General features: G+C 73.0%; 15 protein-coding genes. 9 read left to right on the top strand and 6 right to left on the bottom strand.

From position 1 onward, the window contains the following. Positions 1-42 precede the first annotated feature (42 nt). The 3 genes from ABT084_RS25275 (at position 43) to ABT084_RS25265 (ending at position 1,744) form a co-directional block, all read left to right on the top strand. Positions 43-711: a pyridoxine/pyridoxamine 5'-phosphate oxidase gene (locus tag ABT084_RS25275; protein ID WP_351048090.1), complete on the top strand. Its 669-nt coding sequence runs from the start codon at positions 43-45 to the stop codon at positions 709-711. 74 nt (positions 712-785) lie between these two features. Further along, positions 786-1,157 (top strand): DUF1304 domain-containing protein, encoded by a 372-nt coding sequence (locus ABT084_RS25270; RefSeq protein ID WP_351048088.1) that lies wholly within the window; start codon positions 786-788, stop codon positions 1,155-1,157. Continuing rightward, positions 1,157-1,744, top strand: coding sequence for a TetR/AcrR family transcriptional regulator (locus ABT084_RS25265; RefSeq protein ID WP_351048085.1), 588 nt, complete (start codon positions 1,157-1,159; stop codon positions 1,742-1,744). Before ABT084_RS25270 ends, ABT084_RS25265 begins: the two co-directional genes overlap by 1 nt. Before the next feature lie 7 nt (positions 1,745-1,751). Here the strand turns inward: ABT084_RS25265 and ABT084_RS25260 are convergent, their stop codons facing one another. After that, positions 1,752-2,177 (bottom strand): Zn-ribbon domain-containing OB-fold protein, encoded by a 426-nt coding sequence (locus ABT084_RS25260; protein ID WP_351048082.1) that lies wholly within the window; start codon positions 2,175-2,177, stop codon positions 1,752-1,754. Between the two features lie 14 nt (positions 2,178-2,191). Then, complete coding sequence (locus ABT084_RS25255; protein ID WP_351048079.1) at positions 2,192-2,644, bottom strand: DoxX family protein; 453 nt, start codon at positions 2,642-2,644, stop codon at positions 2,192-2,194. 236 nt (positions 2,645-2,880) lie between these two features. Here ABT084_RS25255 and ABT084_RS25250 point away from each other — a divergent pair, with 236 nt between their 5' ends. From ABT084_RS25250 to ABT084_RS25240, 3 genes are all read left to right on the top strand, one after another. Then, positions 2,881-4,215 carry a flavin-containing monooxygenase gene (locus tag ABT084_RS25250; protein WP_351048076.1) on the top strand — a complete coding sequence of 445 codons (1,335 nt, stop codon included), beginning with the start codon at positions 2,881-2,883 and terminating at the stop codon, positions 4,213-4,215. Between the two features lie 171 nt (positions 4,216-4,386). After that, the gene (locus tag ABT084_RS25245) at positions 4,387-6,633 is read left to right on the top strand and encodes an acetate--CoA ligase family protein (protein ID WP_351048073.1); all 2,247 of its coding nucleotides are present in this window, start codon (positions 4,387-4,389) and stop codon (positions 6,631-6,633) included. A gap of 19 nt (positions 6,634-6,652) precedes the next feature. Continuing rightward, positions 6,653-7,441 (top strand): enoyl-CoA hydratase/isomerase family protein, encoded by a 789-nt coding sequence (locus tag ABT084_RS25240; protein WP_351048070.1) that lies wholly within the window; start codon positions 6,653-6,655, stop codon positions 7,439-7,441. 91 nt (positions 7,442-7,532) lie between these two features. Here ABT084_RS25240 and ABT084_RS25235 read toward each other — a convergent pair whose 3' ends face one another. Then, positions 7,533-8,312 (bottom strand): VOC family protein, encoded by a 780-nt coding sequence (locus ABT084_RS25235; protein WP_351048067.1) that lies wholly within the window; start codon positions 8,310-8,312, stop codon positions 7,533-7,535. Positions 8,313-9,454: 1,142 nt separating this feature from the next. Here ABT084_RS25235 and ABT084_RS25230 point away from each other — a divergent pair. Together ABT084_RS25230 and ABT084_RS25225 are read left to right on the top strand one after the other, a co-directional pair. Next, the gene (locus tag ABT084_RS25230; protein ID WP_351048064.1) at positions 9,455-9,865 is read left to right on the top strand and encodes a VOC family protein; all 411 of its coding nucleotides are present in this window, start codon (positions 9,455-9,457) and stop codon (positions 9,863-9,865) included. A gap of 147 nt (positions 9,866-10,012) precedes the next feature. After that, positions 10,013-10,648: a flavin reductase family protein gene (locus tag ABT084_RS25225; RefSeq protein ID WP_351048198.1), complete on the top strand. Its 636-nt coding sequence runs from the start codon at positions 10,013-10,015 to the stop codon at positions 10,646-10,648. On the opposite strand, the gene ABT084_RS25220 is transcribed toward ABT084_RS25225, so the two are convergent. Further along, complete coding sequence (locus tag ABT084_RS25220) at positions 10,638-11,063, bottom strand: hypothetical protein (protein ID WP_351048061.1); 426 nt, start codon at positions 11,061-11,063, stop codon at positions 10,638-10,640. The genes ABT084_RS25225 and ABT084_RS25220 overlap by 11 nt on opposite strands. A 90-nt stretch (positions 11,064-11,153) precedes the next feature. Here ABT084_RS25220 and sigJ point away from each other — a divergent pair, with 90 nt between their 5' ends. Continuing rightward, positions 11,154-12,095, top strand: a complete 942-nt coding sequence (gene sigJ / locus ABT084_RS25215; protein ID WP_351048060.1) for an RNA polymerase sigma factor SigJ — start codon at positions 11,154-11,156, stop codon at positions 12,093-12,095. Between the two features lie 34 nt (positions 12,096-12,129). On the opposite strand, the gene ABT084_RS25210 is transcribed toward sigJ, so the two are convergent. Further along, positions 12,130-13,197, bottom strand: coding sequence for a Zn-dependent alcohol dehydrogenase (locus ABT084_RS25210; protein ID WP_351048057.1), 1,068 nt, complete (start codon positions 13,195-13,197; stop codon positions 12,130-12,132). Then, positions 13,194-14,399, bottom strand: a complete 1,206-nt coding sequence (locus ABT084_RS25205) for an acyl-CoA dehydrogenase family protein (protein ID WP_351048054.1) — start codon at positions 14,397-14,399, stop codon at positions 13,194-13,196. The genes ABT084_RS25210 and ABT084_RS25205 overlap by 4 nt, the downstream gene beginning before the upstream one ends. Positions 14,400-14,401: the final 2 nt, after the last annotated feature.

Raw genomic sequence — 14,401 nt, 5'->3', positions numbered from 1 at the left:
CGGGACACCCCCACCCCCACCCGCCCCTGCTTCCATATCCGCATGACGACCCAAGAAGAGTTCACCGCTACCCTCCGCTCCCTCCGCGTATGGGACACGCCCACCCTCCCCGCCTTCGCCCCGGACACCGCCCCCACCACCCCCCTCCCCCTCTTCCACGACTGGTTCACGGCCGCCGCCAAGGCCGGGCAGCCGGAACCGCACACCATGACGCTGGCCACCGTCGACACCGACGGCCGCCCCGACGCGCGGACCGTGATGCTGCACGACGCCGACCCCGCCGGCTGGCACTTCGCCTCGCACTCCACCAGCGCCAAGGGCCGCCAGCTCGCGGCCCACCCCGAGGCCGCCCTCGGTTTCTACTGGCCCGCCGTCGCACGCCAGATCCGCATCCGCGGCCGCGTGAGCGCCGCAGGCGCCGCCGAGAGCCGCGCGGACCTCTCCGTACGCTCCCGCGGCGCGCTCGCCGCCGCGCTCACCGGGCACCAGAGCGAGGTGCTCGGCTCCCTGGACGAGCTGGCGCGGGCCTCGGCCGACGCGTGGGCACGGGCCGCGGCGGAGCCGGACGCCCCGGCGCCGACCTGGACGCGGTACGTGCTCGAAGCCGACGAGGTCGAGTTCTTCCAGGGCGACGCCGAGCGCCGCCACGTCCGGCTGCGGTACCGCCGCACCGCCGCCGGGGACTGGACGCGCGAGCTGCTCTGGCCCTGATACCACCCCGGTAGACAGTGGACAGCTGTCCATTTACTCTGGACACCTGTCCATAAATGGAAAGGGGACGGATCATGCACGTCACCGCGCAGGTGCTCGTCGGGCTCGTCGCACTGCTGCACACCTACATCCTGGTGCTGGAGATGTTCCTGTGGGAGCGGGCCCCGGGCCGCGGCCTGTCCGGCTTCGACGCCGCCATGGCCAAGGCGACCGCCCCCCTGGCCGCCAACCAGGGCCTCTACAACGGCTTCCTCGCCGCCGGCCTGGTCTGGGGCCTGATCGCGGCCGACCCCACCGGCTACCGGGTGCAGGTCTTCTTCCTCGCCTGCGTGGTCATCGCGGGGGTGTACGGCGGCCTCACCGCCAACCGCCGCATCCTGCTCGCCCAGGCCCTCCCGGGCGCGCTCGCCCTGGCCGCCGTCCTCGTCGCCGGGCAGGCGGCCTGATGAGCCCGCGGCCCGCCGGGGACCCCCGGACCGCCCGGACCCGGGAACGGCTGCACGAGGCACTGCTCGCGGAGTGCGCCGAGCGGCCGCTGCGGGAGATCTCGGTGGCGATGCTGGTCCGGCGGGCCGGGGTCGCCCGGGCCACGTTCTACCTGCACTACACCGACGTCGCGGACCTGGCCGTGGACGCGTGCGCCGAGACGGTACGGGAGGCGGTCGAGGCGCTGCACTCCTGGCGCGGGACCCCCGACCCGGCCGCCCCGCCGCCCGCCCTGACCGCGTTCTTCGCGAGCGTGGCCACGGAGGTGCGCGCCGACCTGTACCGCACGCTGCTGCACCCCGGAGGCGGTGGCCCGCTCGGCGACACCCTGCACCGGGAACTGCGCGAGCGCAGCGTGGCCGAACGTACGGCTGCGGGCGGCGCCGCCCCCGAGCTGATCGCCTCCGCGGTCGCGGCGACCTTCACCGGAGTCCTCGCGGACTGGGTGCACGGCCTGCTGACCGGCCCCCCGGAGGCCCTGGCGACCGACGCGTGGCGGCTCCTGATCGTCCTCCACCGCCACGGCGCGCCCCGGCCGGGCGCTTGAGCCGTGCTTAAGCCACGGGCCGGAACACCGCCACCGCGACCGCCGCCGGCCCCTCCCCCTCCGCCCGGAAGGCAACCTCCAGCGGCATCCCGATCCGCAGGTCGTCCGCCGCGCAGCCGATGACCTCGGTCATCATCCGGGGCCCCTCCGCGAGGTCGACGACGGCGGCGACGTACGGAACCCGGGCGCCGAAGGGCGGCAGGTCGTTCCGGTACACCACGGACCAGGTGTAGAGGGTCGCCCGCCCGCTCGCGGGCTCCCAGGTCACCCGCTCCTCGCCCGCCCAGCAGTGCGGGCAGAACTCGCGCGGGTAGTGGTGGGTCCGGCCGCAGTCGGCGCAGTGCCGCAGCAGCAGCCGCCCGTCGGCCGCCGCGTCCCAGTAGGGCCGCGTGAACGCGTCGGGCTCGGGCAGATCGAAACGGACGGCACTCACCGCACGCACCTCGCTCACAGGAACAGTCCGATCGCCGCGTCGAAGGACCAGACCTGCCAGCTCATCGTCACCAGCGCGACGAACGAGATGAGCGCCATCATGGCGTTCTGCCCCTGCTCCGCCCAGTCGTGGATCATCAGTACCAGGTACAGCAGGTTCAGCAGCAGCCCCGCGATCAGTGCGACGGGCGTCAGGAATCCGGCGACCAGACCCAGCCCCAGGGCGAGTTCGGCGTAGACGACGATGTACGCCATCACCTTGGGCCGGGGTTTCACCACCGCGTCGAAGCCGCCCCGGACGAACCCCCAGCGGTGCTTGCCCGCGACGTCCGCCGCCCAGGCGATGCCCGTCCCGCGCTCGAACCAGCCCTTCTTGTCCTTGTGCCGCCAGCTCTCCAGCCACCACAGGCCGAGGCCGATCCGAAGCACGGCGAGCCATTCGGCCCCACTGAGCCAGACGCTCTGCATGCGGCACCCCTCCACCCTCAACCGGCTCTATCTGACGGTACGTCAGTTCACCGGATGCGCCGCCTTCCCGCAAGAGCCCGCACACAGCCCGCGCCCCGGCAATGCCCCCGCCACGTCCCGGCAAGGCCGCGACCGCGTCCCGCCGACCGCCCCACCCACCCTCCGTGACCGATCCGCAACCGATTCCCTCCTCGTCCGAGACCCACCGGCCCCACCCGGCGATACGCTCACACCTCATGCCTGGAGTGCCCGCACAGCCCGACATGACGACCCAGCCCCGCCCCGTCTACGTGATCGGCGCCGGGCCCGGTGGCCTCGCCGTCGCCGCCGCACTGCGCGCCCGGGGCGTCCGGGCCGTGGTGATCGAGAAGTCGGACCGGGTCGGTGACTCCTGGCGGCGCCACTACGACCGCCTCCACCTGCACACCACGCGCCGCCTCTCCGCCCTCCCCGGCCTGCGCATACCGCGCCGCTTCGGACGCTGGCTCTCGCGGGACGACGTGGTGCGCTACCTGGAGAAGTACGCCGAGCACCACGAGCTGGAAATCATCACCGGCGTCGAGGTCACCCGCATCGACCGCGCCACCGACACCAGCACCAGCACCAGCACCAGCACCGATGGCGACCCCGGCACCGCCACGAGCACCCGCCGCCGCACCCGCGCCGACCGGCCCACCCCCGGCTGGACCCTCCACGCCACCGGCGGCCGCGAGCTGGCCGCCGCCGCCGTGGTCGTCGCCACCGGCTTCAACCACACCCCGGCGCTCCCCGACTGGCCGGGCCGGGACACGTACACCGGGCGCCTGCTGCACGCGAGCGAGTACCGCTCGGCCGCCCCCTACGCGGGCCTCGACGTCCTCGTCGTCGGCGCGGGCAACACCGGCGCCGAGATCGCCGTGGACCTCACCGAGGACCGGCACGGCAAGGCCAAGCGCGGGACAATGAGCAGGACCAAGGACAAGACCCCCGCCCTCACCCCCACCCGGGCCAAAACCGTCCGCCTCGCCGTCCGCACCGCCCCCCACATCGTCCGCCGCTCCACCGCCGGCTGGCCCGCCCAGCGCACCGGCATCCTGGTCCGCCGCCTCCCCGTACGCCTGGTGGACCGGCTCGGCGCCCTCGTCGCGAAGGCGTCCGTACCGGACCTGTCGCCGTACGGGCTCCCCCGCCCCGCCACCGGCCTCTACAGCCGGGTCCGCGAGGGCGCGATCCCGGTGCAGGACGTCGGCCTGATCGCCGCGGTCCGCGCGCGCAGGGTCGTACCCGTCGCCGCGGTCGAGTCCTTCGACGGCGCCGAGGTGGTCCTCGCGGACGGCTCCCGGATCGCCCCGGACGTGGTGATCGCGGCCACCGGCTACCGCCGCGGCCTGGAAGGCCTGGTCGGCCATCTCGGCGTGCTCGACGGGCGCGGCCGCCCGCTCGCGCGCGGCTCCCGCACACCGGATTCGGCCCCGGGGCTGTATTTCACCGGTTTCACGAATCCCATCAGTGGAATGCTGCGAGAGCTGGCCCTGGACGCCGAGAAGATAGCCAAAACCCTCCCCCGGCGCCTTCCCGAGCCGCGCTCCTGAACGTCGCTCCTGAGCCGCGCCCCGGGGCGGCCCCGGGCGCCTTCACCAAACCCACGCACCAGCTTTCCTGCGCAGCCCTGTTCCTGACGGCCCGTCAGTTCAGTAACCTGACCATGCGTCAGTTATTTGGCGGTCACCGAGGCAGTCATCGAGCGGGAAGCGGGCGGAACGATGCTTGGATCTACTCACGGCACCCTCACCACTCACTTCCGCGCCCGGGTCGAGGCCTGCGGGGAGACCCCCAGGACCGCCGTCCACTCCACGGCGGCCCCCGCCGCGGAAGGCACCGACCCGGCCGCCGCCCCCGTCGACGTCAGCGGGCGGCCGCTGCGCGCCGACGTGCCGGACCTGGACCGGTTCTTCCGCCCCGAGTCCGTCGCCGTCATCGGCGCCTCCGACGCCGAGGGCCGCCCCAACACCGGCATCACCCGCCAGCTCATCGCCTGGGCGGACCGCGTCGGCGCCCGCCTCCACCCCGTCCACCCCACCCGCACCAGCGTCTTCGGCCTGGCCTGTCACGCCTCCGTCGCCGACCTGCCCGAGCAGGTGGACCTGGCGGTGCTGCTGGTCGCCGACCCGCTCCCCGTGATCGAGGAACTCGCCGAGTCCAAGGTCAAGTTCGCGGTCGCCTTCGCCTCCGGCTTCGCCGAGACCGGCGACGCGGGCGCGGCCGCCCAGGCCCGGCTGAGCGCCGCCGTACAGCGCTCCGGCCTGCGGCTGCTCGGGCCCAACACCAACCTCAACGCCTTCGAGAAGTTCCGCGACGACCTCGACGGCCCGGCGATCGCGCTCATCACCCAGTCCGGCCACCAGGGCCGCCCCGTCTACACCCTCCAGGAGCTGGGCATCCGGCTCTCCCACTGGGCGCCGACGGGCAACGAGGCCGACCTGGAGACCTCCGACTTCATCTCCTACTTCGCCGAGCAGCCCGAGGTCGGGGCGATCGCCTGTTACGTCGAGGGCCTCAAGGACGGCCGGTCCTTCCTGCTCGCCGCCGACCGCGCCGCCCGGGGCGGCGTACCGGTCGTCGCCGTCAAGGTCGGCCGCACGGAGACCGGCGCCCGCATGGCGGCCTCGCACACGGGCAAGCTCACCGGCGCGGACCGGGTCGTGGACGCGGCCATGCGCCAGTTCGGCGTGATCCGGGTGGACGGCCTGGACGAACTCCAGGACACCGCCGCCCTGTTGGCCCGCGCGCGCAAGCCGCTCGCGAACGGCGTCGTCGTCTACTCCATCTCCGGCGGTACGGGCGCCCACTTCTCCGACCTCGCCACCGAGGCGGGCCTCACCCTGCCCACCCTCACCCAGGCCAAGCAGGACGAACTCCACCAGTGGATACCGGAGTACCTGAACGTCGCCAACCCCGTCGACAACGGCGGCCACCCCGTCGGGGACTGGCGCGGCCGCAAGATCATCGACGCGATCCTCGCCGACCCCGCCGTCGGCGTGCTCATCTGCCCCATCACCGGGCCCTTCCCCCCGATGAGCGACAAGCTCGCGCAGGACCTGGTGGACGCCGCCGAGCAGAGCGACAAACTCGTCTGCGTCATCTGGGGCTCCCCCGTCGGCACCGAGGAGGCCTACCGCGGCACCCTCCTCGGCTCCTCCCGCGTGGCCACCTTCCGCACCTTCGGCAACTGCATCACCGCCGTACGGGCCTACCTCGGCCACCACCGCTTCACCGCCGCCTACCGCTCCCCCTTCGAGGACGCCCCCCGGACGCCGTCCCCCTCGTACCGCAAGGCCCAGGCCCTCATGCGCCCCGGTCAGCAGCTCAGCGAACACGCCGCGAAGCAGCTGCTGCGCGCCTACGGCATCCGGGTCCCGCGCGAACAGCTCGTCACCAGCGCCGCGGCCGCCGTCCGCGCGGCCGGGCTGGTCGGCTACCCGGTGGTGATGAAGGCCTCGGGCCCACAGCTCGCCCACAAGACGGAGCTCGGCCTGGTCAAGGTCGGCCTGACCTCGGCCAGCCAGATCCGCGACGCCTACCGCGAGCTGACCGACATCGCCCGCTACGAGAACATCCCGCTCGACGGCGTCCTCGTCTGCCAGATGGTGGAGAAGGGCGTCGAGATGGTCGTCGGCGTCACCCAGGACGACCTCTTCGGCCCCACCGTCACCGTCGGCCTCGGCGGCGTCCTCGTCGAGATCCTCAACGACACCACCGTCCGCGTCCCGCCCTTCGGCGAGGATCAGGCCCGGGCCATGCTGGGCGAACTGCGCGGCCACGCCCTGCTGGAGGGCGTACGGGGCGCCCCGCCCGCCGACGTCGAAGCGCTCGTGGAGGTCATCCTCCGGGTCCAGCGGATGGCCCTGGAGCTGGGCGGCGAACTGGCCGAACTCGACATCAACCCCCTGATGGTCCTCCCCCGCGGCCAGGGCGCCGTGGCCCTGGACGCCCTGGCCATCTGCCGCTGAAGCCCGGGAGTAGCCCTGTATGGACGAGGTACTGCACCACACCGAGAACGCCGTCTCGTGGATCACCCTGAACCGCCCCGAGGCCATGAACGCCCTCACCTGGGACCAGCGCGAGCACATCATGACGCTGCTCACCGACGCCTCGGCCGACCCGGCCGTCCGCGCCGTCGTCATCACCGCCACCGGCAAGGGCTTCTGCGCGGGCGCGGACCTGCGCGGCTCCCCCGCCCCGGCCGGCGAGCGGGTCGCGGGCGACGTGGCCCGCATGATCCGGGGCGGCGCGCAGCGGTTCATCACGTCCGTCATGGATTGCGAGAAACCGGTCATCGCGGCGGTCAACGGCACGGCGGCCGGCATCGGCGCCCACCTGGCCTTCGCGTGCGACCTCGTACTGGCCGCGGACTCGGCCCGCTTCATCGAGGTCTTCGTCCGCCGCGGCCTGGTCCCGGACGGCGGCGGCGCCTATCTGCTCCCCCGCCTGGTCGGCCCGCAGAAGGCGAAGGAGCTGATGTTCTTCGGCGACGCCCTGCCCGCCGCCGACGCCGAACGCCTGGGCCTGGTCAACCGGGTCGTCCCGGCCGAGGCTCTGGAAACCACCGCCCGCGAATGGGCACAACGCCTGGCCCAGGGCCCGACCCGAGCCCTGGCCCTGACCAAGCAGCTGGTCAACGCCTCCCTGGACGGCGACCGCGCCGCATCCCTGGCGGCCGAGGCCACCGCCCAGGAGATCAACATGACGACGGCGGACGCCACCGAGGGCGTGGCGAGCTTCGTGGAACGCCGCACCCCGAAGTACCGCGGCGTCTAGAGCGGAAGAGACGGCCCGGTCCGCTCACGGCACCGGCGGCTTCGGGAGCCCGCCCGAGCCCCGCCCGAGCTGCGCGCGCGCAGCAGGGCGGTCAGCCCTGCCGGGGGTTGGGCTTGAGCAGGGCGAAGACGGCGCCGCTCGGGTCCCCGAGCCATGCGATCCGGCCGACGTCCGGCACGTCCGCGCCCGGCATCAGCACCGTCCCGCCGCTGGTCCGCGCGGTGTCCACCACGGCGTCGACGTCGGCGACGGCGAAGTACGGCACCCAGCGCGCGTTCGTCTCCCCCTCCATCAACGGCGCCACCCCGCCGAAGGAGCCCTCCTGCTGGTCCCCGTCGGCGATGCTCAGCACGCGGTAGGTCATCCCGGGCACGTCCATCTCCTGCGAGCGCCACCCGAAGAGGCTCCCGTAGAACGAGACGGCCGCGACCGGGTCGGCCACATGCAGCTCCACCCAGCACACGGTGTTGTCGGCGGAGGCCAGCCCCAGCCCGGGCGTCTTGCCCGGCTTCCAGACGGCGAAGTCCGCGCCCTGCTGGTCGGTGTACTGCGCGAGCCACCCCTCGCCCATGACGTCCATCGGCTCGACGCGTACCGTGCCACCGCCGTCGCGCACGCCCTGCGTGGTCGCGTCCACGTCGTCCGTCTGGAAGTACACGGTCCACGCGGAGGTCGCGCCCGGGTTCAGCTCGCCGACGGCGGCGACGGTCTTCCCGTCCACCTGGAAGAAACCGTACCCACCCGACTCGGGCCCGAGGAGCTGGAACTCCCATCCGAACACGGCCCGGTAGAACGCCGCGGCCCGCGGGATGTCCGGGCTGCCGAGGTCGATCCAGTTGGGCGATCCGGTGCGGAAGTCGGTGCCGAGCATGTGTTCCTCCTGCGATGGGGTGGCGAAGGGGCGTGGGGCGCGATCGGGGTGCGAGACGTGGGGTGCGAGACGTGGGGTGCGAGGCCTACGCGTACGTACGACTACACGCACGAACGCCCCGCCACGCCCCCTACCCCCGCCCCACCTCCCCGCATTCACCCGCCCGGAGGTACACCGCCGGGCGCGGCCCCGGGGGGGCGGGGGCGCGGCTTCGCCGCGAAGGCCCGCGCTTCGAGCGTCCGGGGTCGGGGTGGTGCCCGGGGGCTGCCCGTCAGTTCAACTGTCTCTTCGTGCCGAGCCGCACTGTCAAGGGCGCTCCCTGCGGTCGCGTCGCTGCGCGATGGCCTTCGGCCACCCTTGACAGCACGACTCGACACGAAAAGCCAAGAACTGTCGGGCGGCCCCCGGAGGAACGGCAGGGGGGAGGGCCCCCGAAGGCCCGGGTCCTCGGCGAGTGGCCAGGGGCCCTGGTGGGGCCACACCGCGCCCTCCGGGCGGAAAGGCCACAAGAGCGCGCACAGATCGCTACGCGCTTCTCTGGGATCGGCGTCTGCGGCCTGTTCGGGGCCCATCTAGGACCTCAACTACGGCGAGACGGGCATGGAGACGGGTCAAGCGGCCGTCTGACCCATCAACCGGGTCTCAAATGGTCACAAAAGGGGCGTCTTGGTGGGGTGTTGGATGTCGAGCCCGCCTTGATCCGACTCCATGCTCATGAGGGCGACTTTCCACCCTCCCGAACCGCCCATCAGGCACAAACACGCCGCAGACGCCTGCCGGTCGCGACTGTGTAGCGATCTGTCAGCATTCTTGGCGCTTGTCGCCTGTCGTCTGTCCGCCCGGAGGGCGCGGCTTGGCCGCACCCTCGCCCCGACCCAGCGACTTCACGAGGGGCCCATGGTCAGCCTCCCCCCTGCCTTCCCCCGGGGGCCGCCCGACAGTTCTTGGCTTTTCGTGTCGAGTCGTGCTGTCAAGGGTGGCCGAAGGCCATCGCGCAGCGACGCGACCGCAGGGAGCGCCCTTGACAGTGCGGCTCGGCGCGAAGAGACAGTTGAACTGACGGGCAGCCCCCGGGAACCACCCCGACCCCGGACGCTCGAAGCCCGAGCCCCCACCCCCAAGCCGCACCGTAAAGTCGGCCCATGCCCTCCTCCCACCCCTCCTCCCACCCCTCCTCCCGCCCCTCCCTCCACCAAGTCGTCGTCGACTCCCGTGACCCCCGAGCCCTGGCCCGCTTCTGGGCGCAGCTCCTGCATGCGCAGGTGGTGGACCGGGGGCGGGGCTGGTCTCACCTCGAGGTGCCCGGAGGTGGGGGTGTGCGGCTGGCCTTTCAGCCTGTGCCCGAGGAGAAGGCCGGGAAGAACCGGCTGCACCTTGACATCCGGACCGGTGACATCGAAGCCGCCATCGCGGAGGTGGTCGGCCTGGGGGGTGCCCGGGTCGGTGAGACCGTCACCGATGACCAGGGGGCGTTCCAGACCATGCGCGATCCGGAAGGCAACGAGTTCTGCCTGGTTCGGCGATCCGGGCCAGGGTGGCGACCGGCCAGGTGAAGCCGACCGCGTGCGCGAAGCCGGCGATGACCACGAGGAGCGGGCCCGTGCAGCAGATCGGGATGAGCGCGATCCCCACCACCTCCCCGCCCCTTCCCATCTGACATACCGTCAGGTTCAATCGGACTCGTGATGGGACACGCAGGGATGGCGGCCACCGTCGTCCGATACCTCAGGTCCGCCGGGCAGCCGGAATCCGCCACCTCCGCCTCCACCGCCTCCGCCTCCACCTCCGTCTCCGCCGTCGACACACATCCGCGCCCCGAGCTGCGGGCCGTCGGCGAGGACGAGCGCGCGCCCATCGATCCGGGCGAGTTCCGGTCCGTCATGGGCAACTTCGCGAGCGGGGTCACGATCATCACCTCGCCCGCGGCCGAGGGGGAGGACTCGCCGGCCGGGTTCGCTTGCCAGTCCTTCGCCTCGCTGTCGCTCGATCCCCCACTGGTGACGTTCATGGTGGCCCGTACGTCGACCACCTGGCCGCGGATCGCCCGCGCCGGGGTGTTCTGCGTCAACATCCTCGGCGCCCAGCAGGGCCTGCTCTGCCGGGCCTTCGCCGTCAGTGGGGCCGACAAGTTCGCCGGGGTCGCCCACACCCCGGCCCCCGTCACGGGCTCGCCCCAGCTGGACGCCGTACCGGCGTGGATCGACTGCCGCATCCACGCCGTGCACACCGGCGGTGATCACCTGATCGTCGTGGGCCGTGTCGAGGCGATGGGCGCGGCGGGCGAAGACGGGCCCCTGCTCTTCCACAAGGGAAAGTTCGGCCGCCTCAGCGACTGACCCGCCGGAGCCCGCCGACCCCGCCTGCCCCCTCCAGCGCACGCGCGAACAGCGCGTGGCCCAGCGCCAGCACGCTCAGGCCGAACATCAGGACGCCCAGCGGGACATGGACCGACGCCACGTGCGCGATACCGAGCACGACCTGCACCGAGGCGAGCACGAGGAAGCCCGACGCGTACAGGATGGGGCGCGGCGACCCGCCGCCCGGCCGCCAGGCCAGGACCGCGGCGATCACGTACAGCATCGACATGCCGTACATCACGCGCGCTCCGATGCCGTGCAGCAGCTCGCCGACGGACGAGGAGAGCAGCAGGCCGGCGGTGGCCGCCTGGAAGAAGATCGCCAGGGTCTGCAGGCCTATCGCGACCTGCACGAACGTCACGCCGACCGGTGCTGTCGTCGTCTGTGTGGCCATGATGTGGTCCCCTCATCTGCCTCGCGGCGGTGGATCGGTACTCTCTCGGTGGTCCGACGACATGGGCCCGCGAAATGTGAGGCGACCGCCATGAACACGACCGCGTCCGACCGGGCCGAACCAGACCTGAGCGCGCTCCTCGGCGAGCGGCGCCGGCTCACCAACCTCGCCTACCGGCTGCTCGGTTCGCTGGCCGAGGCCGAGGACGCGGTGCAGGAGACCTACGCCCGCTGGTACGCGATGTCCCCGCAGCGGCAGGCGGCGGTCGAGGCCCCGGGCGCGTGGCTGACGACGGTCGCGGGGCGGATCTGCCTGGACGTGCTCGGCTCGGCGCGGGTCCGGCGCGAGCGGTACGTCGGCGAGTGGATACCCGAACCGCTGCCCGACCGTACGGAGTGGTTCAGCGGGCGGACGGGCGAGGGGGACGGGTCGGACGACCCCGCGGACCGGGTCACCCTGGACGAGTCGGTGAACATGGCGTTCCTCGTCGTGCTTGAGTCGATGACGCCGGCCGAGCGCGTGGCGTTCGTCCTGCACGACGTCTTCCGGTACCCCTTCGGCGAGATCTCCGGCATCGTCGGTCGCACGCCCGCGGCCTGCCGGCAGCTGGCGGCCTCGGCCCGGCGCCGGGTGCGCTCCGCGCAGCTGCCGTCGGCGCCCGCGGCCGGACAGGCCGGCCTGGTGCGGGAGTTCAAGGAGGCGTGGGAAGCCAAGGACATCGAGGCCCTCGTGGGCCTGCTCGACCCCGCGGCCACGATGACCGCCGACGGCGGCGGTGCGGTCGGCGCCGTCCTGCACCCGGTCGAGGGCAGCGAGAACATCGCCGCGTACCTGATCCACATCGCCGCCAAGGCCCCCGGCCTGACCCTGCTGGAGCGGACGGTCAACGGCGTGCCGGGGCTGGTCGCCCAGCACTCCGGCGTCACGGTGACGGTGGCGGCCTTCGGTCTCGCGGACGGCCGCGTCAGCCGCATCTGGGCGGTCCGCAACCCGGAGAAGCTCCGGCCCTGGAACACCGCCCGGCCGGAGTAGGGCCGGAGGCCCTGCCCCGGCCCCGCCCCCCACCTCAGAAGGTCAGCACCCCTCGGGCCACCCGGCCGTGGTGGGCGTCGTCCGCCGCCTTGGCGAAGTCCTCGACCGGGTAGGTCTCGGTGACCAGTTCGTCCAGCAGCAGGCGGCCCTGGCGGTAGAGCTCGGCGTACAGGGCGATATCGCGCTGGGGGCGGGAGGAGCCGTAGCGGCAGCCCATGACCGTCTTGTCCAGGTACATGGACGAGACCTGGAACGACGCCTCCTCCTTGAAGCCCGGTACGCCGAGCAGGATCGCCTGGCCGTGGCGGTCCAGGAGGTCGATCGCCTGGCGGATCAGCTTCACGTTGCCCACGCACTCGAAGGCGTGGTCCGCGCCCGTCGGAAGGATCTCGCGGACCGCCTCGGAGGAGTCCGCCACCGCCGAGGCGCCGATGAAGTGCGTGGCGCCGAACTGCCGGGCCACCGCCTCCTTCGCCGGGTTCGCGTCGACGGCCACGATCGTGGTGGCGCCCGCGATCCGGGCCCCCTGCAGGACGTTCAGGCCGATCCCGCCCGTGCCGATGACGACCACCGACTCGCCGTGGTCCACCTTCGCCCGGTTCAGGACGGCGCCGACGCCCGTCAGGACCCCGCAGCCGATCAGCGCGGCCGAGGTGAAGGGGATGTCCGCAGGGATCTTCACCGCCTGGACGGCCTTGACGATCGTCCGCTCCGCGAAGGCCGAGTTGGACGCGAACTGGTACAGCGGCTTGCCGCCCCGCGAGAACGGCTGCCCGGGCATCCCGATCGCCTTGCGGCACATCGTCGGCCGGCCCCGGTCGCAGTCCGCGCACGCCCCGCAGTTCGCGAGGGTGGACAGCGAGACGTGGTCGCCCGCCGCCACGTGCGTGACCCCCGGGCCGACCGCCTCCACGACGCCCGCGCCCTCGTGCCCCAGCACCACCGGCGGTGGGAAGGGGATCGTCCCGTCGATCACCGACAGGTCGCTGTGGCACAGCCCGGCCGCCCTGATCGCGACGAGCACCTCCCCCGGCCCGGGATCGCGGATCTCCAGGTCGTCGACCACCTGGGCCTGCTTGCCGTCGAACACGACGCCTCTCACCTGGACTCCTTGGGCAGGCCGAGCACGCGCTCGGCGATGATGTTCCGCTGGATCTCGTCCGAACCGCCGTAGATCGTGTCGGCGCGGGTGAACAGGAACAGCCGCTGCGCCTCGTCGAGGCCCAGCTCGTACGGAGTCCCCCGCGCCCAGTCGCCGGGCCCGGCGGTGGCCACCGCCCCGCGCACCGCCACCGCCAGCTCACCGAGCCGCCGGTGCCAGCCGCCCCACAGCAGCTTGGCCACACTGGGCGCCCCCGGGTCGGGCGCGGCCGCCCCCAGGGTGCGCAGCGCGTTCCACCGCATGGTGCGCAGCTCGGCCCACTGTCCGACCAGCCGGTCGCGCAGCACCGCGTCGCCGGCCTGGGGCGAGGCGAGGAACGCCGCGACGACCCGCTCCAGTTCGGCCGCGAAGCCGATCTGCTGGACCAGGGTGGAGACCCCGCGTTCCAGGGCGAGCAGGCCCATGGCGACGCTCCAGCCGTTGCCCTCGCCGCCCACCACCTCATGGGCCCGCGCGCCGTCGAGGAAGACCTCGTTGAACTCGGCGGTGCCCGACATCTGGCGGATGGGCCGGACCTCGATCCGGCCCGGCTGGTCCATGGGTACGAGGAGGAACGACAGCCCGCGGTGGCGCTTCGAGCCCGCCTCGGTGCGGGCCAGCACGAAGCACCAGTCGGCGTCCTGGGCCAGCGAGGTCCAGATCTTCTGGCCGGTGACCCGGTGGTGGCCGTCCGCCGGGTCCCGGACCGCGCTCGTGCGGATCCCGGCGAGGTCCGAGCCCGCGCCCGGTTCGCTGTACCCCTGGCACCACAGCTCCTCGCCGCGGGCGATGCCGGGCAGGAAGCGGTCCCGCTGTTCCGTGGACCCGTAGGCGATCAGCGTCGGCGCGAGGAGGTTCTCGCCGATGTGGCCGACCCGGCCGGGCGCGCGCAGCGCCGCGTACTCCTCGGCCCACACCACCTGTCCGGTGAGCGAGAGCCGCCGCTGCCCGTAGGCCCCGTCGGGTACGTCCCACCCCTGGCCGATCCAGCCGCCCCGGCCCAGCTCGCGCTCCCAGGCGCGGCGCGCGGTCACCCCCTCGTGCTCGCTGCCCGGTCCGCCAAGGCCGACTGCCCGGCCGTACGGTCCCACGAGGTGCTCCGCGAGCCACTGCCGCGCCCGCGCGCGCAGTTCCTCGTCCGCCGCACCGAAGCCGAAGTCCATGC

Origin of the sequence: Streptomyces sp. NPDC002138, from assembly GCF_040296485.1 — a bacterium.
GTDB lineage: Bacteria > Actinomycetota > Actinomycetes > Streptomycetales > Streptomycetaceae > Streptomyces.
Note: the sequence above shows the minus strand (reverse complement) of the source record. Positions and strands in the feature narration are given on the sequence as shown.

Coding starts and splice junctions, on each gene's coding strand:
- ABT084_RS25275 (WP_351048090.1), top strand. CDS start 43: ATGACGACCCAAGAAGAGTTCACCGCTACCCTCCGCTCCCTCCGCGTA.
- ABT084_RS25270 (WP_351048088.1), top strand. CDS start 786: ATGCACGTCACCGCGCAGGTGCTCGTCGGGCTCGTCGCACTGCTGCAC.
- ABT084_RS25265 (WP_351048085.1), top strand. CDS start 1,157: ATGAGCCCGCGGCCCGCCGGGGACCCCCGGACCGCCCGGACCCGGGAA.
- ABT084_RS25255 (WP_351048079.1), bottom strand. CDS start 2,644: ATGCAGAGCGTCTGGCTCAGTGGGGCCGAATGGCTCGCCGTGCTTCGG.
- ABT084_RS25250 (WP_351048076.1), top strand. CDS start 2,881: ATGCCTGGAGTGCCCGCACAGCCCGACATGACGACCCAGCCCCGCCCC.
- ABT084_RS25245 (WP_351048073.1), top strand. CDS start 4,387: ATGCTTGGATCTACTCACGGCACCCTCACCACTCACTTCCGCGCCCGG.
- ABT084_RS25240 (WP_351048070.1), top strand. CDS start 6,653: ATGGACGAGGTACTGCACCACACCGAGAACGCCGTCTCGTGGATCACC.
- ABT084_RS25235 (WP_351048067.1), bottom strand. CDS start 8,312: ATGCTCGGCACCGACTTCCGCACCGGATCGCCCAACTGGATCGACCTC.
- ABT084_RS25230 (WP_351048064.1), top strand. CDS start 9,455: ATGCCCTCCTCCCACCCCTCCTCCCACCCCTCCTCCCGCCCCTCCCTC.
- ABT084_RS25225 (WP_351048198.1), top strand. CDS start 10,013: ATGGCGGCCACCGTCGTCCGATACCTCAGGTCCGCCGGGCAGCCGGAA.
- ABT084_RS25220 (WP_351048061.1), bottom strand. CDS start 11,063: ATGGCCACACAGACGACGACAGCACCGGTCGGCGTGACGTTCGTGCAG.
- sigJ (WP_351048060.1), top strand. CDS start 11,154: ATGAACACGACCGCGTCCGACCGGGCCGAACCAGACCTGAGCGCGCTC.
- ABT084_RS25205 (WP_351048054.1), bottom strand. CDS start 14,399: ATGGACTTCGGCTTCGGTGCGGCGGACGAGGAACTGCGCGCGCGGGCG.